This window comes from Gilliamella bombicola (assembly GCF_900094945.1).
Lineage (GTDB): Bacteria > Pseudomonadota > Gammaproteobacteria > Enterobacterales > Orbaceae > Gilliamella > Gilliamella bombicola.
Map to the genome: position 1 here is coordinate 52,758 of NZ_FMAQ01000008.1, position 20,875 is coordinate 73,632.

Genomic DNA, 20,875 nt, shown 5'->3' on the forward strand with positions numbered 1-20,875 from the left:
AAAAATAGTCATTATTTAATTAATTATTTTTAATATGTTATCTTCTCTCGAAGACATAAGGAATCAGCTGTGAAGCATAAGACAATAACGCCACTATTTCCAACATATGCACGAACTATTGCAATGATTAAAGCGGTATCAGGTTACAGTAAAAAGTCTGTACACGGGATGATTAGTGATATTCGTGGCCAGTCTGGAACTCCACAGAATCCAGTTGACTGGTCAGAACCTGATGATTGGATTAGTGAACGACTAAGTGGTGAATATGCTGAAATAGCAAATAAAATATGGGTGCAGGATAATCATGTGTTAAATCCTCGCCATAGCTATGGTGCTTATTTGTTTATAAATAATAGCGATCTAATGACTGTCGATATGCAAGGTTATTGGCAACCTTCACCAAAAGGGCGAGCTTTTTTAAAGGGGGATAAAGATGTTTGGCTAGAACTAGATGATTCAGAAGGCATATTGCAATTATTAGAATTGCTTAGCGTTCGTGGACAAGCTAAAAATGGAGATTTATTACCAGAATGGATGACTTATTTACGTCAAAATTCTAAGTGGAATAGTGAACAAGCATGTAAATCTACGTTATATGCTCGCCTTGTAAATTTAGTTGATCGAAAACTCTTAAAACGTGAAGGAATTATTTATCAAATAACAGATAGTGGTCGGAAATGGTTAGATGCAGCGCCACAAGGGAAGCTATGCGATCCATTAGATGATATTATGGATTCTATTGTTCGATATAATGAGCAGCAAAAACTATTATTATCACAACAGTTACAGAATATGAATCCATATCATTTTGAAATATTAATTGGTCAATTATTACAAGCGATGGGTTATGAAGATGTGAATGTGACGAAAGCATCTGGAGATAAAGGAATTGATGTTGTTGGCAATGTGCAAGTGGGTATTACGCGTATTACTGAAGTCGTTCAGGTAAAACGCATGCAAAATTCTGTTAATCGCCCATTGATTGATCAGTTAAGAGGGGCTTTGCCTTATCATAAAGCAATTAGAGGTACATTAATCACAACAGGCAAATTTTCATCTGGTTGTGCCGAAGCTGCGAATTATCCGGGTGCCGCCCCAATTACTTTAATTGATGGCACTCGATTAATTGAATTACTTATTGAAAATGGAGTAGGTATTAAACGAAATCATTCTTTAGAATTACTTAGCATTGATATGTCAGTATTTGAAGAACAGACTGAAGATTAAAATAAAAGGTTAGTTACCCATATAGAGTATAATTTGTTAATCAAATGATTAGAATTTAATCTTTAATCGCGATTAATCAGTTGAATGAATAAACTCACCTTTTTATTGGTTGGTTTATTTTCGTTTTATGATGGAATAATGACTATCACAAATTATAACGATATTTTTTATTTTTATATGCATCAAAAATTAATGTTACTAATTCATCTAACATCCGAAATGCACAATCTACATAACGGAGATAGTTTTTTTCACTAATAACCGACAGATCAACACCAATACTTGAGCATCCTTCTAGTAATGCAGAATAAGTAGGTTTCATTCCACGGAACAAGAATAATTGATTTTATTGACAACCCTAAGTTAGCTAAAAGATCCCTAACAAACTTTAAAACTTTACCATATTTTATTAGCTTACAAATAAACTTATCACATTGTAAAAAAGATTCATAAGCCTATCTATATCGTCTAATAGCAAATAATCATGATATCTGATTCATTTAAGCTAGGATTATATAATCACCACCACTCATCAAAATACTTTTACACCTCCCCCCAACTTATTCTTCTTTTATCTAAAATTACACAGTAGTATAATTTGAACACCTATTTATTATAACTATGGGAAACTAAGTATGTTTGGAAATAAAACAAATCGCCAAGTAATTATATGGACAACAATTATCGGCGGATTTTTCAGTTCATTAGTAAAATGGGGTTCAGAAGTTAATATGCCTCCACGAGTACCTGGTGAAATTTCTCCACCTGCGGCACATATTGATGCATGGCTGGGTTGGCTTGGGATTAACTCTCACTCGCTTGATTATATTTATCAAGGGGCAAGCGTTTTAGGTGCAGTGACACTTTATCACTGGTTATTTAGTTTTGCTTTCGCCTTTGTTTATGTTGCAGGTGCATATTATTGCAACAAAATCCGCTTATGGTATGGGGCATTGTACGGCATTATTATTACTGTTGTGATGCACGGTTTTTTAATTCCATTGCTTGGTTTCCGTCATCCTGCTTATGATGCGGAAGGTACGGTTGGTTGGTTATGGAACTTAAATGGTTATGAACTTTGGAGTGAAATTCTAGGTCATATCTATTGGGGTGTATCGATCGAAGTGTGTATGATTGCAGTACTTGCTCATTTTGCAAGACCAATTCATGGTGAGTGGCGTCAATAATTGGCTTAGCTTTCATCAGTTAATATTAAATCCTACTATTTAACCATAGTGGGATTTTTTATTTGAATTGATATAGTTAAAAACTATAACAATCAATAAAAAACTAGAATTATTCAATACCTATTTTTTTTGTTATCTTTTTATCACTATAAGAAAATGGATAAAAGGAAATAAAAATGAATACTGCTGTTATTGGATATCCTCGTGTTGGTAAGCTTCGTGAACTTAAATTTGCAACAGAAGCCTATTTTAAAGGTAATAAAACTCAAGCCGAATTATTAAACGAAGCCAAAGCGTTACGAGCTGAGCATTTAAAACAACAAGCTGCTCAAAAAATTGCTTTTATCTCATCTAATGATTTTTCATTCTATGATGCGGTGTTAGATACAGCGTGTTTACTTAATGTTATTCCAAAACGTTACCAAGATTTAGGTTTACCTGAGCTTGACCGTTATTTTGCCATGGCACGTGGTTATCAGGGCGAAAAAGGCGATGTGCGCGCACTGGCTATGAAAAAATGGTTCAATACCAATTACCACTATTTAGTTCCTGAAATAGAAGATTCAGTACAAATTAAGTTAACAGGTACGAAACCTTTTGACGAATATCAAGAAGCGAAAGCGCTAGGTGTGCAAACCAAACCGGTTGTGGTTGGGCCGTTAACCTTTTTTAAATTAGCGCAGTATTTAGGTAAAAAACAGCTTGGTGATTTTAAAGCCGATATTATTAAAGCTTATCAAGAAATCATCCAAAAATTTACAACGCTTGGTGCTGAGTGGATCCAAATTGATGAGCCAATTTTAGTGACCGATCTAAATAAAGACGATATCGCCTTATTTACCGAACTTTATCAAGCGATTTTATCAGTTAAAGGTAACACCAAAATTGTTCTACAAACCTATTTTGGTGATGTGCGTGATTGTTATAAAGAATTAGTGGCACTGCCTTTTGATGGTATTGGGCTTGATTTTGTCGAAGGTAAGCAATCATTAGCTTTACTTGAAAATAATGGCTTCCCTGCTGATAAAGTATTATTTGCCGGTGTTGTTAATGGCAAAAATATCTGGAAAAACAATTACCAAAAAACTTTAGCTTTACTTAGTAAAATCAAACAAAAAGCCACAAATATTGTCATTAATACGTCTTGTTCATTACTGCATGTTCCTTATACATTGCAAAATGAAACCAAATTAACCATTCAACAACGTGCTTATTTTGCTTTTGCCCAAGAAAAGCTGCAAGAGCTTGCTGAACTAGGTCAGTTATTTAAAGAAGCAAATCCTGAAAATAATGCGACTTATAAAGCTAATCAAACACTATTTACCCGTGAACGTGAAGGTGCAAACCACGCGGTTCGCCAAAAAGTGGCGGCATTAAATGCGTCTGATTTTACCCGTTTACCAGAGTTTTCAGTGCGTGAAGCGGCGCAGAAGAAAGCCTTTAATTTACCACTATTACCAACTACAACCATTGGCTCATTCCCACAAACACCTGATGTGCGTTTAAATCGTGCTAAATTCAAAAAAGGCGAAATTTGCTTGAATCAATATACTGAATTTAATCAACAAAAAATAGCTGAGTGTATCAAATTGCAAGAAGAGATCGGCATTGATGTGTTAGTGCATGGTGAATTTGAACGTAATGACATGGTCGAATATTTTGGCGAAAGCTTAAATGGCTTTGTGTTTACCGAAAAAGCTTGGGTACAATCTTACGGTACACGTTGCGTTAAGCCACCGATTGTTTGGGGTGATATTTCACGATCTAAACCGATTACGGTTGAATATTCAAAATATGCACAAAGTCTGACAGATAAACCAGTTAAAGGGATGTTAACTGGACCGGTAACGATTCTTAACTGGTCATTCCCACGTGAGGATATTTCGCAAAAAGAATCGGTATTCCAAATTGGATTGGCCATTGGTGATGAAGTGTTAGATCTTGAAGCTGCAGGCATTAAGATTATTCAAATTGATGAAGCCGCGTTAAAAGAAAAATTACCACTGCGTAAAGCGGATTGGAACAGCGAATATCTTGATTGGGCGATTCCGGCATTTAGATTAGTACATAGCAAAGTACAAGCTGATACCCAAATTCATACACATATGTGTTATAGCGAATTTGCTGACATCATTAAAGATATTGATGCCATGGATGCTGATGTAATTTCGTTCGAAGCTTCTCGCTCTAATCTGCAATTAATTGATGTGCTCAATGCCAATAATTTTAAAACCGAAGTTGGGCCAGGTGTTTACGATATCCATTCGCCACGCGTTCCACCTGTTGCTGAAATTAAAGCGACGATCGAAAAGTTACTGGCGAAGATCGATAAACAAAAATTATGGATTAACCCAGACTGTGGTTTAAAAACACGTGGTGAAAAAGAAGTGGTTGAAAGCTTACAGCATCTTGTTGAAGCTACATTAGCAGTAAGGAAAACACTCAATTAAGCACTGTTTTATAAAGAACTGAGCTTATTTATTAAGACATCGTATTTTACGATGCTGACAATTCCGCCGCCTATTTGGGCGGCGGAAATGTCAATAAGGAAAATAAGCGATATAACGAATGGATGATAAAAATGAAAACAAATCTATTATTTAATAAAAAAACGGTGTTCTCTTTTGAAGTTTTTCCACCTAAAAAAACATCACCTTTAGAAACCATTTACAGCACTCTGCGAGAGCTTGGTTATTTTAAACCCGATTTTATCAGTGTCACTTATGGTGCGGGTGGTAGCTTAAATGGACAAACCACCATTGATATTGCCCACTCGGTAAAACACACTTATGGCATCGAAAGTGTTGCTCACTTACCGGGCATTAATTTTGATAAAGCCGAGATGCAAAAAATCCTACACGACCTTAAATGTGCAGGGATTGATAATGTGCTTGCTTTGCGTGGTGACATCAGCGCAAATGTACCGCCCAAAGATGATTTTCGATACGCCAGCGAACTGGTGACATTTATTAAAGAAAACGGTGATTTTAACGTGATTGGTGCATGTTATCCAGAAGGACACCTTGAAGCATCAACCCTAAAACAAGATCTGATCCACCTAAAAGAAAAGGTCAATGCGGGTACTGATCAACTTATTTCACAGCTATTTTTTGATAATGACTATTTTTATGCATTTTTAGATAAAGCACACGATATGGGCATTAATGTGCCGATCGAAGCCGGCATTATGCCAGTGACCAATAAAAACCAAATTGAGCGCATGGTATCGATGTGTGGGGTGAATTTACCTAAAAAATTCAAACAAATGATGGAAAAATATGAACATCATCCCGATGCATTTCGTGATGCGGGTATTGCTTATGCCATCGATCAGATTGTTGATTTAGTTTCACAAAATGTGGACGGCATTCATTTGTACACCATGAACAATAGCTACATAGCCAGACGCATTAGCGAAGCTGTTGCAACATTATTAGCTGTGCCAAAAACAAAACAGTGATTTAGAAAAAAGGATATATCAAGGATTGATAGGAATTGGTTGCGGGGGCTGGATTTGAACCAACGACCTTCGGGTTATGAGCCCGACGAGCTACCAAGCTGCTCCACCCCGCGTCAAAGAGGTGACCATATTATAGTAATTAAATAATAAAGCAATACCTATTTAACGCAATCGCGCCATTTTTAAACACTATTGAGTAAATATGGTGTATTTTTTTACATAAACACAAAGTGACATAAAAATTTTTAACAATAACTGTAGTCTTTCATTAAAGCTAAAAGGCATATAAAACCTAGCGATTTCAAAATAGAAACTTTCCAATAGCTATTATGATTTTACATAAAAACATTAATTTTTATTATATAAATCTAAATATTTCTTATACAAATTAATAAAAATATTATCTATAAGAGATAGTGTGGCAAACCATATAAAATAATTTTCATATTTATAATCATTATCAACAAGTGTTTTTAATGATGGCAAGTGTTGTTGAACACACAATATATTATGAGCACATCTATTTCTATGACGATATAGATGTTTTTCATATATTTTTTCTTTTAAAAAGTTATTTTTATTTTCAGCTAAAAATAAAGTACCTTTAGCAAAATGATCTATTGTAATAGTCTTCCAAAAATCTTCAAATTCATAATATTTTTTTGTGCTCCAGTAAAACAAATTAGTATTTTTGAAAATATTATGTATTTCGAGTGTTGTATCTTTTAATATTTTTTCTCTTTCCTCGTCAGAAAAATGTTCAAAGCTTGGATCATGTTTTTTAATTTGTTCAACAAGTTCTGTATATATATTATTTTTGTCTTTATATTGAGAACATTCTCCTAAACCATTTCTAAATTTCTGATATCGATAATCGTAATCCTCTGTTGCTAAATCCCAACAAATACACTTCATTTTTTGTTCTTGAAATCCAGTCATTTTGAGAAAAATTGATTGCATTATGTAGTCACATAGGGGAAAAGTTTCAATACCATTACCGATACCTGAGCAGGAAGTCACTGCAATTTCTAAATTGCTTGTAATAGGAGTTAAAATAAAATTTTTATGCATTTTCATTATCTATAATTTTTTCATATAATTTTATTGATTGTTCCATACGTTTTCTTAAATGTTGTAAGTTGCTAGGTGATTTTTTATGAGCACCTTTTTTAAAAATATTAATCTTCTCATCTATTTTTGTTTTAAATTCATCAATTTCAATATACTTTATTGAATCGCCATCTTTAAATTTTATTTTAGTATTATCTATGATAGGTATTTCATTTTTATTAAAGATAATTTGATATATTAGACCAAAAAAATATACATCTAGATCAATAATTGAACTATATTCATTAGGGATTTTGAGATTGTTTATTGTTTGTTTTAATAGTTCAAAACGTGAACTATATTCTTTATTAGGAAAAATTTCTGAAAATTTGCCGAATAATTTTGATTCTTCATCATTAACTACACAATAGATATATTGTTCATAATATTGTTCCATTTTAGATTTATAGCTACGTGCAACTATATTTTTATTTTGACTTTTAAAATAATGCGAAAGAAGAGATAAATATCTAACAAAATCGAATTTAGCCTTATTACCAAAGTTTTTTACCGTTATTTTTTGACAAAAATCTGGTGTAAAAAAATTTGTTAATTCTTTATCCAAAAAATATAATGAGGCTCGACTTTCTTGGGGTAACAGTGTTTGACCTTGAATATTGATATTTCTAAAAACGGAAGAATAGTATTTTTGTTGGATTTTAGCGTCATCCGATATATCAGGAACTAAATAAGAAAAACCCAAAAAATTTTTTTCAAAAAATTCATCGTCCAGATTGAAATCTAGCGATTTATATTCTGCATTATTTATCTTCTTAATTAAATCATCTCTATTGCTGCCTTTTTTTGTAAGCTCTCTAAAAGTCCATTCACATATACATGGATCTTCATCATCATCTTCATCATCATTTTCACTAACATATGATTCTAACGGCTTAGAATATTTGTCTTTATTTGGATATAGACCTAAATAAGCTAATAAAATACTTGTTAAGCGTTGTTGTCCATCAAGAATTAAATTATCATTTTTACCATCGATTTTAAAAGCGCCGATTGTTACAGGAGGTATAAATTGTTTATTTGAAAAAGTTTGTATTAATGTTTTTACTTTTTCATCACTCCAAACAAAATGTCGTTGATAATCAGGTAAAATAATATTTTTATTCAAGATTAATTCAATCCAATGTTTTAAAGTATACTCTCCATAATAAACCCTGTTTTCCATAAAATTACCTGCCATAAATTTTTCATGATTAACAATACGAAAACAACTATCGCGGTTTTAATTAACAAATCTGCTATATTTTGAACGAATTTATTATATACGTATAACGGATAATTTTTCCAATATCCTGTATCATAATGAGGTTTAGAATGTTACCAAAATTCCTAAATCCCAATGTACATCACTTTATAACCATATGATTTTAATTTAAAAAGTTAAAAAGTTAAAAAATAAAAATTCAATAAAATCAAAATTATACCTGAACTATTTTTATAGTAAACACGTTAATTTTTTACAAAAGAGTAAGGTTATTATAGCTAATCTATTTAGCTTAATACTGTTCTGGTGAAAAGATGTTGGTGTAGTAAGCCATAAATAATCATCCAATTGTAATTAACATAATTTTTTAATTGCTTAGTTTTATTTTAGAGCGATCAACTAAATGAGCCATTTTTTTATCTGCTTTTCCCTGTGGTGGATTCGGTGTCATTGAAAAACCTGCTTTGCCCTATTTTTGGTATATTTTAAACCAGTGGCCTACATATCCAAAGTGTATATCAAACGCCAAAGCAGCTTTGTTTTGTGACGGGTTTTAGTCCTTCAATGCCTTTTCTTTTATATAACTTTACCCACGACTCCACTGTACCGACAGGCACTTGAAAGTGCCAAGCGGTTAAACCATAACCATCATTACTCTTAAAATAATGTTCAATAACTTGTTTTTTAAAATCGAATGTATATTTTTTTGCCATAATTTTGTTCCCAAAAGTAGATTTAAACAATCCAACTTTTGGGGGGCAGTTCAATTGATCTGCGAGCTTTGTGCTTTAATCACTAAAAGTCAAAAAAGCGCCTCCATCTGATCGACGATGCAGGGTGGCTTCAGGCCATATTCTGTAACCAAAGCGTGGGTAGTTAGGGAATTCATAATTCCCTAACTCGGAGGTGATCACGATAGCTATTTTGTTCACCAAAGGTCAAAACGTCAAAAATCGCTCAGAAAAAATATTGTTTATTTGCTTTTTGGTTAAATGTATTAAGCTCCTCTACCGTATTGATATTGATAAAACAAGCTGCTTTATCACTAAAATCAACAGATTTAGCACTGATTTGTTCTAAAAATAGCATCAGTTTACGTTCACCTTGTTCTAAATAAGCTTGTAGCTGTGGAATAGTTGTTTTATGAATAAGCAAGATGGTTGGATGGTGATGTTGTCCATCATATGGATAAATAGCACTGTTATTTGCCGTATAAACAGCTAAGCGGTCAATTAAGTCATCTGGTAAAAAAGGCGTGTCACAACTGATAAATAAGTTCCAATCGGTTTTGCTGCGTAGTAAGCCACTATAAATCCCCGATAATGGCCCACAAAATCCTGCCAGATCGTCACTAAATACAGGATAACCTGCTTTTTTGTATTGTTGGATATGGCGATTACAATTAATCATGAGTGCGTCAACGTGAGGTTGGATGCGATCAATAACATGTTGATAAAGTGGTTTTTGTTGTAATAATAACAGTCCTTTGTCGTTGCCATTCATGCGGGTACTTTTACCGCCGGCTAGAATGATTGCAGTAATAGAGGGTTTTTCCATAAATTATTTCTCTTTTACGTTGCGAAAAAACAAAATAACATTACTATATAGCAAAGTTATTGCAAGTCGTAGCGTATCATTTTTTGATGATTGCTTATTTATCATTATCTTCGAAAGGTTTGAAGATCTACTAAAGGTAACAATTATGAAATGTCATCGTATTGATGAAGTAGTGGAATTATTGCAACCCGCATGGGAAAGCGATTCTGATCTTAACTTATTACAATTTTTAGCTAAATTAGGTCAAGAGGCTGGTTTTGAAGGTGAATTAAAAGATTTGAGCGATGAAGTTTTAATTTATCATTTAAAAATGCGGGGTTCGGATAAGAATGAGGCTATTCCTGGTCTAAAAAAAGATTATGAAGAAGATTTTAAATCCGCATTGTTAAAAGCTCGTGGAATTATAAAAGAATAAGGAGAATTATTAAAATGAAAAAAACACTTATTGCAATTAGTATTTTGCTTTCTTCTGTAAGTTGTTTTGCCGATGAAGGAAAAACAACAACTAAAACTGATGAATCACAAACTGTCTCTACCAATGCACCAGCGCCGATCGAATTAGGCAAACAATATGCTGCACTGCCAACTAATCCATCACCCGATAAAGAAGTTATTGAGTTCTTTTCGTTTAATTGCCCAAGCTGTTTTAGATTTGAAATTCAAAATAATGGCTCACAAACTATTAGTAAGGCTTTACCAGAAGGCGTTAAATTTAAACGTTATCATTTAGAGAACTTTGGGTTATTAGCTAAAGAGCTTTCACAAGCATGGGCGGTGGCTAATGTACTTGGTATTCAAGATAAAGCTTCAGATGCACTTTATAATGCAGTTCAAAAAGATAAAACAATAAAAACAGCTGATGATATTAAAGCGGTTTTTGAAAAATTAGGTATCAGTGCTGAAGTGTATGATAAAACGAAAGATAGCTTTTTAGTTAAAGCGTTTATGGCACAACAAAGTGATGCGATTAGAGAGATGAAACCAGAGTCCATTCCTACTGTTATTGTTAATCGTAAGTTTTTTATCATAGCAAATCAACTTAATCTAACTAGTGATGCAGCCTTTATTCAGGATTATGCAAGAGTGACTTCATTTGTTGCTGGATTAGATCCTAATGCAAAAATAGAAGAAAAAACGGATTCTAATAAAAAATAAATGATTATCAGGGTTAAAGAAAAACCTGTATCAATTAATTTTTAAATCCCTTTGCATCATTATTTGGTGCAAAGGGATTTTTTATTATATTAGGATGACTATTCTCGCTCTAATGCATAAATAGGATCGAGTTTTGCGGCACGTTTTGCTGGAAAGTAACCAAAGATAATGCCAATTATGCTTGAGCAGCTAAATGCCGCAACAATGGCAAGTACGGAAAAACTCATGGCAAATGATGTAACAAAAGCGTTAAAAATAAATCCAATAGCAAACGAAAGTAAAATACCTATTGTGCCACCGGTTAAACAAACTAATACGGCTTCAATTAAAAATTGTTGTAATATGTCGCTTGAACGCGCACCAACGGCCATACGTACGCCAATTTCTCGCGTTCTTTCTGTGACCGATACTAGCATAATATTCATTACGCCAATGCCTCCCACAATAAGTGAAATGAGTGCTATAGCCGAAACCAAGAGTGTCATTACCCAAGCTGATGAGTTAATGGTTTCTCGTATATTGTCTGAGTTGAAGATGAAAAAATCTTTTGTGCCATGTCGTTTTAACATGATTTGATTAATGGCTTGTTCTGCAATTGATAAATCAACATGATCTTTAACGCGTACTGTGATGCTTTTTAACGAAGTTTGACCCACCATCCGATTAATAACGGTGGTATAAGGTAACCAAATATTCAAGCTTTCATTACTACCAAATCCTTGTTGTTGTTTAGTCGCAACGCCAATGATTCTTACAGGTAGCTGGCCGGCCATTAAAATTTTTCCAATAGGATTTTGATCTGCAAATAGTCGTTTAACGGTGTTTTCATCAATTACCGCATCTTGTGCTGAAGTAATAATACTGGTTTCATCAAACGATTTTCCTTGAGAAATAGTATAACCACGAACAGCAAAGAATTGCTCTCCAACACCGTTTACTGTTCCTGTTACCGCTAGGTTGTTAATTCGAAAATAAACACTGGTTGCAAGATTTGGTGTGGTGCTGTGAACAAAACTTTGTTGCGCTAAAAAATCGGCATCAGATGAGCGTAGTGTCGTGATTTTATCTGCATTGCGATCGCCAAAGCCTGAGCCTGCATAGATTTCAAGTGTGCTTGTTCCTAACGAATTAATGTTAGATAAAATTTTCTGCTTTGTGCCTTGTCCTAATGCAACGACTGATACCACAGAAGCAATACCAATAATGATACCCAACATCGTTAATACAGTACGTAATCTCTGTGAAAGCATTGATAATATAGCCATCTTAAACGCATCACGAAAACGATAATATTTTGCCAAGAAGTTATCTTGGGTTTTAGTCGCTTCGATTTGTTTAATTTGACGATTATCACTTTGTTCAGATTGGTATTTGGGGTTAATAGAATCAGAAATAATATTACCGTCACTAATTTCAATAATTCGCTGGGCATTTTGGGCAATATTTGCATCGTGTGTGACAATAATAACTGTGTGGCCTTGTTGGTGTAACTCTTGTAATATGGCCATCACTTCTAAGCCACTTTTGCGGTCGAGGGCTCCGGTTGGTTCATCTGCTAAAATGATTTGTCCACCATTAATTAAAGCTCGGCCAATACTGACACGTTGTTGTTGTCCTCCTGATAACTGACTAGGTTTATTATGTATTTTATCGGCAAGTCCTAAACGTGTTAAAATTTCGTTCGCTCTTTTTTGTCGCTGTTCACTGGTTACACCAGCATAAATGGCTGGGATTTCTACATTGCCTTGTGCAGTTAGTGCATTTAACAAGTGATAACGTTGAAAGATAAAACCAAAATGTTCGCGACGTAATTCGGCGAGCTCATCAAGTGACAATTTACTCGTTGTTCGTCCGCCAATGGAGTAGGTGCCAGTGGTTGGTTTATCTAGGCAGCCTAATATATTCATTAAAGTGGATTTACCAGATCCTGATGCCCCAATAATCGCCACCATTTCACCAGCATTAATTGTCAGATTTATGCCTTTAAGAACTTGTATGGTTGAATCGCCTGCTGGAAATTCACGAACAATATTTTCAAGTTTGATAAGAGGTGTATTATTTGCCATATTAGAATCGAATCCTTGGGGATCTTGCATTATTACCTATTGATGCTCCATTAGTACTACTTACTACAACAATATCACCTTCTTTTATACCCGATTTTATTTCAACATTAATATTATTATCGATACCTAAAATAACTTCGTGTTCTTCAATTTCTTTATTTTTATTTAATAGATAAACAATGGCTTTATTATTGCTTAATTTTTTTTGGACTGCTTGAGAAGGAATGGTTAATACATCTTTTGCTTCAGATAGGACAATATAGACTTGTGCTGTCATTGAAATTCTTAAAATATGATCAGGATTATCCACATCAAATAATCCATTATAATAAATCGCGCTTTTTGTGGTTGATGATGAACTTGATAAGGTTGTTTCGGTATTAATTGAATCTGGTGCGGGCTCTATCGCACGTAGTGTTAAGCCATCAAAACGTCTATTAGGCTGTCCTAAAATGGTAAAATAAACAGGCATGCCTTTTTTGACATTGACCACATCGGCTTCAGAAATTTGCGCTTCAATCGTCATTTTATCAAGCTGAGCTACTTTAACAATGGTTGGTGCACTTTGGACGGAGTTTACTGTTTGTCCTTCATCGACTGGAATTGCGACAATTACACCATCAATGGGCGAGCGGATTTTAGTATATCCTAAGTTAACTTTCGCTGTATCAACCGCAACTTGCGCCTTAACTATGTCGGCATTAAGCGCAGCAATATCGGCTTTGATTGCATCAAGTTCGGCTTTTGCTGTATCCAAATCCGATTGAATACCCACACCCTTACTGACCAGTTTGTGCTGACGATCATAGGTTAACTGATAGTTGATTAGTCTTGCCTTTTTGGCTTCACGTTGTGCTTCTAAACTATTAAGTGAAGCTTCCGATTGTTTTAAATCGTTGCTTTGTTTTAGATCGTCGATTTCGGCAATCATATCGCCTTGCTTAATTTCATCACCCAACTCAACATAGAGTTTTTTTATTTGACCAGAAACCTGAGCACCCACACTAACTTGTTTAAAGGCACTAATTGTGCCATCGGCCAGTACTGTTTTTTCAATATTATTTTTTGTTACAGGCGATGTAATGTAATTGACTGTCGGTTCTGAACGTGATGTGATGAAATATGCAATACAAATAATTACAAAAATGGCAATAGCCATAAATATATATTTAATTTTTATCAATTTTAACAATCTTTTTTATCCTTTAATGTTCTTATTATGATTTTAACATTCTATCGCAATAAACTAAATGCTATTGATAACCATTCTTAATAAATTGTAATAATTATGAAAATATACCCGATATAAGTTATTGCTTTGATACATAAAATATATGTTTAATCGGCATTTTTACTAGTATGTATGTTGTTCAATAAGCAATAATAGGATCCTTATTCGGATTTATTAGCGATTGCGCTATAATGTCGCAAATTTTTTATAGTCGGTAAAGATAAACTGTAATGGCATTAAAAATAACTAGCAAATGTATTAATTGTGATATGTGTGAACCCGAGTGCCCAAACGAGGCTATTTCAATGGGATTTGACACGTACGAAATCGATCCCAATAAATGTACTGAGTGTGTGGGATATTATGATCATTCGACTTGTCAGCGAGTTTGCCCTATTCAAAATGCGATTATTGCTGATCCTGAACATATTGAAACAAAAGAAGAATTATTAGTAAAATTTGAGGGACTGAAGTCTTCTTAATTCAAGTTGATTTAATGTCAATTCGAAGTTCTTTTGGAATTTCAAAAGTGATATTTTCTAAAATGCCATCTGTTTCAATAAGAGATGTGCAACCTAAGCTTTTTAAATGATCAATCACCTGTTGCACTAAAATCTCAGGTGCAGAAGCGCCTGCTGTTACACCTATCGTATGTGTATTTACTAGCCATTCTTTTTTGATGTCAGATGCAAAATCAATTAAATAAGCCTGCTTGCTGTTTCGCCTTGCTAGCTCGGCTAGGCGATTCGAATTAGATGAATTTTTAGAGCCTACGACTAAAACAATGTCTGCGTGTGATGATAGTTGTTTCACTGCTTGCTGGCGATTGGTTGTAGCATAGCAGATATCATTTTTGCGAGGACTGCGAATATTAGGAAAACGTTTTTTTAAAGCAGTAATGATTTCGGCTGTATCATCAACCGATAACGTTGTCTGAGTGGTAAAGCAAAGATGATTTTCGTTTTTTACTTGCAGTGTTTTTACATCATCAATTGATTCGATTAAATAGATGCCACCTTCGGGATTGCTATATTGCCCCATTGTACCATCTACTTCGATGTGACCAGCATGACCGATTAAAATGACTTCTTCGCCACGATAGCTTGATCGAGCAACTTCCATATGTACTTTGGTTACAAGGGGACAAGTTGCATCAAAAATGCGCAGTTTACGTTGTTTTGCCTCCTCTCGGATCGCTTTAGACACGCCATGTGCTGAAAATATAAGAATGGTGTTATCAGGTACTTCGCTAATATCTTCAATAAAAATCGCCCCTAACTCTTTTAGACGATTAACAACATAGCGATTATGTACAACTTCGTGGCGTACATAGACCGGTGCTCCAAAGAGTTCTAGTGCACGTTCAACGATGGTGATAGCTCGATCAACACCAGCACAAAAACCACGAGGATTGGCTAAAATAATTTGCATATTATACGGTCTTCTTCGGTTTTTTATAACTATAGAAAATAAATAATCCAATACCTACGCAAATGGCACAGTCTGCGATATTAAAGGTTGGATAGTGCCAATCACCAAAATTGACATCAAGAAAGTCGACGACAAAACCATGATAAAGGCGATCAAATAAATTACCTAATGCACCACCTAAAATCAGCGATAATGAAAAGTTTTCTAATTTTTGCTGGCGAGTATTGCGGTATAACATATGCAAAATTACAGCACTGATAATTAAGGCGATAGCAGCAAGCATCATACGTTGGCCCTCAAAAATGCTAAAGGCAGCACCAATATTACGTACATAAGTAATTGAGAAGAAGGGTAAGAGGTTCACTGATTCAAATAGTGAGAAGTTATTTAAAATCCAAAATTTACTTGCGATATCAATGATAAAAACAAGGATTGCAAATAATAACCAGTAAAGTCCGTTATCTTTTTTCATATAAGTCTGTGCTCATTATTATATTTCCGCCGACAATTGTCGGCGGAAAGGGTACTAGATAGCTATAAGGCGTCGCTATAGCTTATTTTAATGTGCTAAATAGCTTAGCATTATGCAAAATGCCGCACTTCGCCTTGGCCGTGAATATTTTCTGCACAACGTTTGCATAAGTGTGTGGTTGGCTCATTATCGACGGTATAGTGCCAACAACGAGGGCATTTATCACCTTGCGCCTTAGCAAGTTCAATTTTCAGTCCTTGAATATCGCTTTGCACAGCATTAGCCGGCGCTGCTTGTAATGGTTTTACACTTGCTTGTGATGTGAGTAAAACAAAGCGTAATTCGTTTTCTAACTTAGCTAATGCCGTAGCAATATCTTCATTAGCATAAAGTGTAACGGCAGCTTCAAGTGCACCACCGATCACTTTGTCATTACGACCTTGCTCAAGTACTTTATTTACTTCACTACGAATAGTTAAAATTTTTGCCCAATATTCGCTATTTAACGCTTCGTTATCTGATAACGTAAACAGTGAGCAATACCATTCATCTTCAAATACAAATTCTGATTTTTCTGAACTAGGTAGATATTGCCAAATTTCATCGGCAGTAAATGATAAAATCGGCGCGATCCAGCGAACTAATGCTTGTGCAATATGATATAACGCAGTTTGACAACTGTGGCGAGCGATGCTGTCGCTTTTCGCTGTGTACTGACGATCTTTGATGATATCTAAATAGAATGATCCCATCTCAATTGAACAAAATTGCATAATTCGTTGTACCACTTTATGGAAATCATAATTTTCATAAGCTTGAATAATTTGTTCTTGAGCTTCTTTTGCCATACTAACCGCCCAGCGATCAAGGACAACCATATCTTCTGGTTTGACCATATCTTTCTCTGGATCGAAACCATTTAAATTCGCCAGTAAGAAACGTGCGGTATTACGAATGCGGCGGTAACTATCAGCGGAACGTTTGATGATTTCATCTGAATAGTTCATTTCGCCAGAATAATCTGTTGAGGCAATCCATAAACGTAAGATGTCGGCACCAAGTTTATTCATTACATCTTGTGGAGTTACAATGTTACCAAGCGATTTAGACATTTTGCGTCCTTGCCCATCAACCACAAAACCATGAGTCAATACTTGTTTGTAAGGTGCTTTGTTATTAATTGCCGTTGATAACATTAATGAAGACATAAACCAACCACGGTGTTGATCTGAGCCTTCTAAATACATGTCGGCTTCATGTCCTTCAAATTCTGGGCGAACGCGAACCACTGACGAAAAAGTAGATCCTGAATCAAACCAAACATCTAATGTATCAGGTACTTTGCGATAATCATCAGCATCAGGGCCTAAGAGATCTTTAATATCAGCATCCCACCAAGCTTGAATGCCATCTTTTTCAACTAATTTAGCGACTTTTTCAACTAATGCTAACGTATCTGGATGAAGTTCTTCTGTTTCTTTATGAACAAACAACGTCATAGGCACGCCCCATGTTCGTTGACGCGAAATACACCAGTCTGGACGATTAGCTACCATGGTTTCAATGCGAGCTTGTCCCCAATCAGGGATCCAACGAACTTGTTTGATCTCTTTTAATGATTGTGCCCGTAAACCTTGTTTTTCCATGCTGATAAACCATTGCGGTGTTGCTCGGTAAATAACAGGGGTTTTATGACGCCAACAGCATGGATAACTATGTTCAATATTTTCAAAGTGTAATAATGCGTTGTGTTCTTTTAATATTTCAACGATTACTTTGTTTGCTTTGAACACAAATAGACCATCTAGCCCTGCGCCTGTTCCCGGTAAGTAACAGCCATTTCCTCCAACAGGGTTAGCTACTTCTAGCCCATATTTTTGTCCTACTATAAAGTCTTCTGTACCGTGACCTGGTGCAGTGTGCACAGCACCCGTACCGGCATCAATAGTTACATGATCGCCAAGCACAACCGGCTCGTCAAAATCAAGGAATGGGTGCTTAAAGCGTAATAACTCAAGTGCATTGCCTTGACAGCTACCTAACACTTTCCATTCGCTGATATTAGCTCGCTTCATCACTGTTTCAACTAAATCAGTGGCTAAGATTAAGCACTCTTTATCATTGATTTGAACGAGTTGGTATTCAAAATCTGCATTTAAAGCAATCCCTCGGCTAGCAGGTAGAGTCCAAGGCGTGGTTGTCCAGATAACTGCATAAATGGTTAAATCGGTATTGATACCAAATTTATTTGCAACAGCTTGATTATCAACCGCTTTAAATTTTACATCGATTGCTGGTGATGATTTATCATAATATTCAACCTCGGCTTCCGCTAAAGAAGACATACAATCAGTACACCAATAAACCGGTTTTGCACCTTTAACTAAATGACCATTTTCAATCACTTTACCTAAAGCACGAATAATGTTGGCTTCAGTATCATAATTCATGGTGCGATAAGGGTTTTGCCAATCACCAAGTACGCCCATACGAATAAAATCGGCTTTTTGTAGTTCAACTTGTGAGGCCGCATAATCACGGCAAATTTGGCGAAATTCAGCCGGAGATACTTTAACCCCAGGCTTACCAACTTGCTCTTCGACCTTTTGTTCAATTGGTAAGCCATGACAATCCCATCCTGGAATATACGGGGAATCATAACCGCTTAAGCCTTTTGATTTGATAATGATATCTTTGATAATTTTATTAACAGCATGACCAATATGAAGTTTACCGTTTGCATAAGGAGGACCATCATGCAAAATAAAGGCTTTTTTGCCTTTTTTCACTTGGCGGATTTTGCGATAAAGTTCTTTATCGTACCAATTTTGTAACATTGCAGGTTCGCGTTTAGCGAGATCGCCTCGCATTGGAAATCCTGTTTCAGGTAAATTCAATGTGTTTTTATAGTCTGTCATGCTGATTTATTCCAGTTAAATTTGTTGATACTACTTTTAATTGGTTAATTGTGCACTGATCTTTTTCGCAGTGCAAATATCTTGTGTAATTTGTTGTTTTAAATCTGTTAATGAATCAAATTTTTTCTCATCACGTAATTTTTGGACGAATGTTATGTCTAAATATTGTCCATAAATATCCTCTGAAAAGTCAAATATATTCACTTCTAAAATAGCCTTTTTCCCATTAATGGTTGGTCTTAAACCAATATTGGCGATACCATGATAATGTTGGTTGTTACAGATATTTTTTACTTTAACAAAATAGACACCTTGTAGCGCAGGCTTTTTTCGGTGTAGGTGAATGTTGGCTGTTGGGAATCCTAATTGTCTAGCTAAAGCATTACCATGGACTACGCGACCTTGTATTGTATAATCACGCCCTAACAGACAATGAGCCAATTCAAAATCACTATTTAAAAGTGCTTGGCGAACGGCGGTACTACTTATGCGGAAATTATTCCAAACAAATGTTGGCATGCTTTCTACTATAAAGTCGTTGTTGTGCGCATATTGTTGTAGAAGATTGATATTCCCTTTACGTTCAAACCCAAATTGAAAATCATCACCAATAGTAATATATTTAGCTTGTAGCTTATTAATTAACCAATCTTGGATGAAATGATTTGCTGACATGTGGGCAAATTTTTTTGTAAATGGAATAACAAGAATATAGTCAATACCTAACTTTTCAATCAGAATGACTTTTTCTTGAAATGAAGTTAACCGTGACGGTGCCCTATCTTGTGTAAAAAACTCTAGTGGTTGAGGCTCAAATAACATCACAACCGTAGGCAAGTTTCTCTTTTTTCCTTGTTTAATAATATGGTTAATTAATTGCTGGTGCCCTAAATGAACCCCATCAAAATTTCCCAAGGTTAAAACACATTGAGAGAATTGATTTTTTAAATTAGTTATACCACGGATAATCTTCATGAAAACAATGTTATTTATATTGAGTAGCCCAGAATTATACCAATCTTTCTTTAAGATGCACGCAATATAAAGTGGCTTTTTGCGCTAGATGTTTGGTTTTTGTGATAGCTTAAGGAAGAGGTACTGTATTGACAGTACCAAATAGCATCAAATGATTAATAGTGATTTAACGTGCGTAAAAACTCTTGTCTTGTGCTTGGATTAGTCTTAAATCCACCACCAAGCGCTGTTGTTGTTGTCATACTGCTTGAGTCTTTAATGCCTCTTGCTTTTACGCAATAGTGGGTGGCATCAATTGAAACAGCAACATTGACTGTGCCAAGTAATGTTTGTAGCGCAACTAAAATTTGTTGGGTTAGTCGTTCTTGTACTTGAGGACGCTGTGAGAAAAACTCAACAATGCGATTGATTTTTGACAGTCCAATCACTTTATCTTTGGGGATATAAGAAACCGTCGCTTTGCCGTCTATTGTTACAAAATGATGTTCACAAACACTGGTTAAAGTGATGTCGCGGACGGTTATCATCTCGTCAACTTGCATTTTGTTTTCGATTAACGTGATTTTCGGGAAATTTTCATAATAAAGACCCGAAAAAATTTCATCAACATACATCTTTGATACTCGATGAGGTGTTTCTGCAAGGCTATCATCTGTCAAATCGAGCTCCATAAGTTTCATTATTTCACGAAAATGAGCTTCGATTTTTTCTTTGCGCTCACCATTATCCATTGCCAATCGGCATGATGGTGTTTCAAGGTTTTTAGCCGCAAGCGCCGCTTTTACTTTTTGCGCAGCAAGACTTAATTCTGTCATTTATTACATACTCAGGCGAAAATAGATACAATATTATATAATACTCCTT

General features: G+C 35.0%; 18 protein-coding genes and 1 tRNA gene. 7 read left to right on the forward strand and 12 right to left on the reverse strand.

Annotated elements, in window-relative coordinates:
- The first annotated feature begins 123 nt into the window (after positions 1 to 123).
- The 4 genes from GA0061081_RS07635 (at position 124) to metF (ending at position 5,874) form a co-directional block, all read left to right on the forward strand.
- Entirely contained in the window at positions 124 to 1,227 is a 1,104-nt protein-coding gene (locus tag GA0061081_RS07635) for a restriction endonuclease (RefSeq protein ID WP_091349388.1), read from the forward strand.
- A 635-nt stretch (positions 1,228 to 1,862) separates the two neighbouring features.
- Entirely contained in the window at positions 1,863 to 2,414 is a 552-nt protein-coding gene (locus GA0061081_RS07640) for a YagU family protein (protein WP_091349305.1), read from the forward strand.
- A gap of 176 nt (positions 2,415 to 2,590) precedes the next feature.
- Positions 2,591 to 4,864, forward strand: coding sequence for a 5-methyltetrahydropteroyltriglutamate--homocysteine S-methyltransferase (metE, locus tag GA0061081_RS07645; RefSeq protein WP_091349307.1), 2,274 nt, complete (start codon positions 2,591 to 2,593; stop codon positions 4,862 to 4,864).
- Positions 4,865 to 4,995: 131 nt separating this feature from the next.
- Positions 4,996 to 5,874, forward strand: a complete 879-nt coding sequence (gene metF, locus GA0061081_RS07650) for a methylenetetrahydrofolate reductase [NAD(P)H] (protein ID WP_091349312.1) — start codon at positions 4,996 to 4,998, stop codon at positions 5,872 to 5,874.
- 36 nt (positions 5,875 to 5,910) lie between these two features.
- On the opposite strand, the gene GA0061081_RS07655 is transcribed toward metF, so the two are convergent.
- From GA0061081_RS07655 to mobA, 5 genes are all read right to left on the reverse strand, one after another.
- Positions 5,911 to 5,987, reverse strand: a tRNA-Met gene (locus GA0061081_RS07655).
- A gap of 235 nt (positions 5,988 to 6,222) precedes the next feature.
- The gene (locus tag GA0061081_RS07660; protein ID WP_091349390.1) at positions 6,223 to 6,945 is read right to left on the reverse strand and encodes a hypothetical protein; all 723 of its coding nucleotides are present in this window, start codon (positions 6,943 to 6,945) and stop codon (positions 6,223 to 6,225) included.
- Complete coding sequence (locus tag GA0061081_RS07665) at positions 6,938 to 8,182, reverse strand: DUF262 domain-containing protein (RefSeq protein WP_209435389.1); 1,245 nt, start codon at positions 8,180 to 8,182, stop codon at positions 6,938 to 6,940. Before GA0061081_RS07665 ends, GA0061081_RS07660 begins: the two co-directional genes overlap by 8 nt.
- A 542-nt stretch (positions 8,183 to 8,724) precedes the next feature.
- Positions 8,725 to 8,919, reverse strand: coding sequence for a helix-turn-helix domain-containing protein (locus GA0061081_RS07670; RefSeq protein ID WP_091349316.1), 195 nt, complete (start codon positions 8,917 to 8,919; stop codon positions 8,725 to 8,727).
- 244 nt (positions 8,920 to 9,163) lie between these two features.
- Positions 9,164 to 9,763 (reverse strand): molybdenum cofactor guanylyltransferase MobA, encoded by a 600-nt coding sequence (mobA, locus tag GA0061081_RS07675; protein ID WP_091349320.1) that lies wholly within the window; start codon positions 9,761 to 9,763, stop codon positions 9,164 to 9,166.
- Positions 9,764 to 9,908: 145 nt separating this feature from the next.
- Between mobA and GA0061081_RS07680 the strand changes: the two genes are divergently transcribed.
- Positions 9,909 to 10,178, forward strand: a complete 270-nt coding sequence (locus GA0061081_RS07680; protein WP_091349323.1) for a YihD family protein — start codon at positions 9,909 to 9,911, stop codon at positions 10,176 to 10,178.
- Positions 10,179 to 10,192: 14 nt separating this feature from the next.
- Entirely contained in the window at positions 10,193 to 10,918 is a 726-nt protein-coding gene (locus GA0061081_RS07685; RefSeq protein ID WP_091349326.1) for a DsbA family protein, read from the forward strand.
- A gap of 98 nt (positions 10,919 to 11,016) precedes the next feature.
- Here the strand turns inward: GA0061081_RS07685 and GA0061081_RS07690 are convergent, their stop codons facing one another.
- Complete coding sequence (locus GA0061081_RS07690) at positions 11,017 to 12,984, reverse strand: MacB family efflux pump subunit (protein WP_091349328.1); 1,968 nt, start codon at positions 12,982 to 12,984, stop codon at positions 11,017 to 11,019.
- Position 12,985: 1 nt separating this feature from the next.
- On the reverse strand, positions 12,986 to 14,143 hold the full coding sequence (locus tag GA0061081_RS07695) for an efflux RND transporter periplasmic adaptor subunit (protein ID WP_091349394.1): 1,158 nt from the start codon (positions 14,141 to 14,143) through the stop codon (positions 12,986 to 12,988).
- A 302-nt stretch (positions 14,144 to 14,445) separates the two neighbouring features.
- Here GA0061081_RS07695 and GA0061081_RS07700 point away from each other — a divergent pair, with 302 nt between their 5' ends.
- The gene (locus GA0061081_RS07700) at positions 14,446 to 14,697 is read left to right on the forward strand and encodes a YfhL family 4Fe-4S dicluster ferredoxin (RefSeq protein WP_091349331.1); all 252 of its coding nucleotides are present in this window, start codon (positions 14,446 to 14,448) and stop codon (positions 14,695 to 14,697) included.
- Between the two features lies 1 nt (position 14,698).
- Here the strand turns inward: GA0061081_RS07700 and ispH are convergent, their stop codons facing one another.
- The 5 genes from ispH to folE all read right to left on the reverse strand — a co-directional run bounded on the left by ispH (position 14,699) and on the right by folE (position 20,826).
- Entirely contained in the window at positions 14,699 to 15,646 is a 948-nt protein-coding gene (ispH, locus tag GA0061081_RS07705; protein ID WP_091349334.1) for a 4-hydroxy-3-methylbut-2-enyl diphosphate reductase, read from the reverse strand.
- A gap of 1 nt (position 15,647) precedes the next feature.
- Positions 15,648 to 16,118, reverse strand: a complete 471-nt coding sequence (gene lspA, locus GA0061081_RS07710; protein WP_091349336.1) for a signal peptidase II — start codon at positions 16,116 to 16,118, stop codon at positions 15,648 to 15,650.
- A gap of 110 nt (positions 16,119 to 16,228) precedes the next feature.
- On the reverse strand, positions 16,229 to 19,036 hold the full coding sequence (ileS, locus tag GA0061081_RS07715; protein ID WP_091349339.1) for an isoleucine--tRNA ligase: 2,808 nt from the start codon (positions 19,034 to 19,036) through the stop codon (positions 16,229 to 16,231).
- A 36-nt stretch (positions 19,037 to 19,072) separates the two neighbouring features.
- Entirely contained in the window at positions 19,073 to 20,011 is a 939-nt protein-coding gene (gene ribF / locus GA0061081_RS07720; protein WP_091349342.1) for a bifunctional riboflavin kinase/FAD synthetase, read from the reverse strand.
- Positions 20,012 to 20,166: 155 nt separating this feature from the next.
- Entirely contained in the window at positions 20,167 to 20,826 is a 660-nt protein-coding gene (folE, locus tag GA0061081_RS07725; protein ID WP_091349344.1) for a GTP cyclohydrolase I FolE, read from the reverse strand.
- Positions 20,827 to 20,875: the final 49 nt, after the last annotated feature.

Coding starts and splice junctions, on each gene's coding strand:
- GA0061081_RS07635 (WP_091349388.1), top strand. CDS start 124: ATGATTAAAGCGGTATCAGGTTACAGTAAAAAGTCTGTACACGGGATG.
- GA0061081_RS07640 (WP_091349305.1), top strand. CDS start 1,863: ATGTTTGGAAATAAAACAAATCGCCAAGTAATTATATGGACAACAATT.
- metE (WP_091349307.1), top strand. CDS start 2,591: ATGAATACTGCTGTTATTGGATATCCTCGTGTTGGTAAGCTTCGTGAA.
- metF (WP_091349312.1), top strand. CDS start 4,996: ATGAAAACAAATCTATTATTTAATAAAAAAACGGTGTTCTCTTTTGAA.
- GA0061081_RS07660 (WP_091349390.1), bottom strand. CDS start 6,945: ATGCATAAAAATTTTATTTTAACTCCTATTACAAGCAATTTAGAAATT.
- GA0061081_RS07665 (WP_209435389.1), bottom strand. CDS start 8,182: ATGGCAGGTAATTTTATGGAAAACAGGGTTTATTATGGAGAGTATACT.
- GA0061081_RS07670 (WP_091349316.1), bottom strand. CDS start 8,919: ATGGCAAAAAAATATACATTCGATTTTAAAAAACAAGTTATTGAACAT.
- mobA (WP_091349320.1), bottom strand. CDS start 9,763: ATGGAAAAACCCTCTATTACTGCAATCATTCTAGCCGGCGGTAAAAGT.
- GA0061081_RS07680 (WP_091349323.1), top strand. CDS start 9,909: ATGAAATGTCATCGTATTGATGAAGTAGTGGAATTATTGCAACCCGCA.
- GA0061081_RS07685 (WP_091349326.1), top strand. CDS start 10,193: ATGAAAAAAACACTTATTGCAATTAGTATTTTGCTTTCTTCTGTAAGT.
- GA0061081_RS07690 (WP_091349328.1), bottom strand. CDS start 12,984: ATGGCAAATAATACACCTCTTATCAAACTTGAAAATATTGTTCGTGAA.
- GA0061081_RS07695 (WP_091349394.1), bottom strand. CDS start 14,143: ATGGCTATTGCCATTTTTGTAATTATTTGTATTGCATATTTCATCACA.
- GA0061081_RS07700 (WP_091349331.1), top strand. CDS start 14,446: ATGGCATTAAAAATAACTAGCAAATGTATTAATTGTGATATGTGTGAA.
- ispH (WP_091349334.1), bottom strand. CDS start 15,646: ATGCAAATTATTTTAGCCAATCCTCGTGGTTTTTGTGCTGGTGTTGAT.
- lspA (WP_091349336.1), bottom strand. CDS start 16,118: ATGAAAAAAGATAACGGACTTTACTGGTTATTATTTGCAATCCTTGTT.
- ileS (WP_091349339.1), bottom strand. CDS start 19,036: ATGACAGACTATAAAAACACATTGAATTTACCTGAAACAGGATTTCCA.
- ribF (WP_091349342.1), bottom strand. CDS start 20,011: ATGAAGATTATCCGTGGTATAACTAATTTAAAAAATCAATTCTCTCAA.
- folE (WP_091349344.1), bottom strand. CDS start 20,826: ATGACAGAATTAAGTCTTGCTGCGCAAAAAGTAAAAGCGGCGCTTGCG.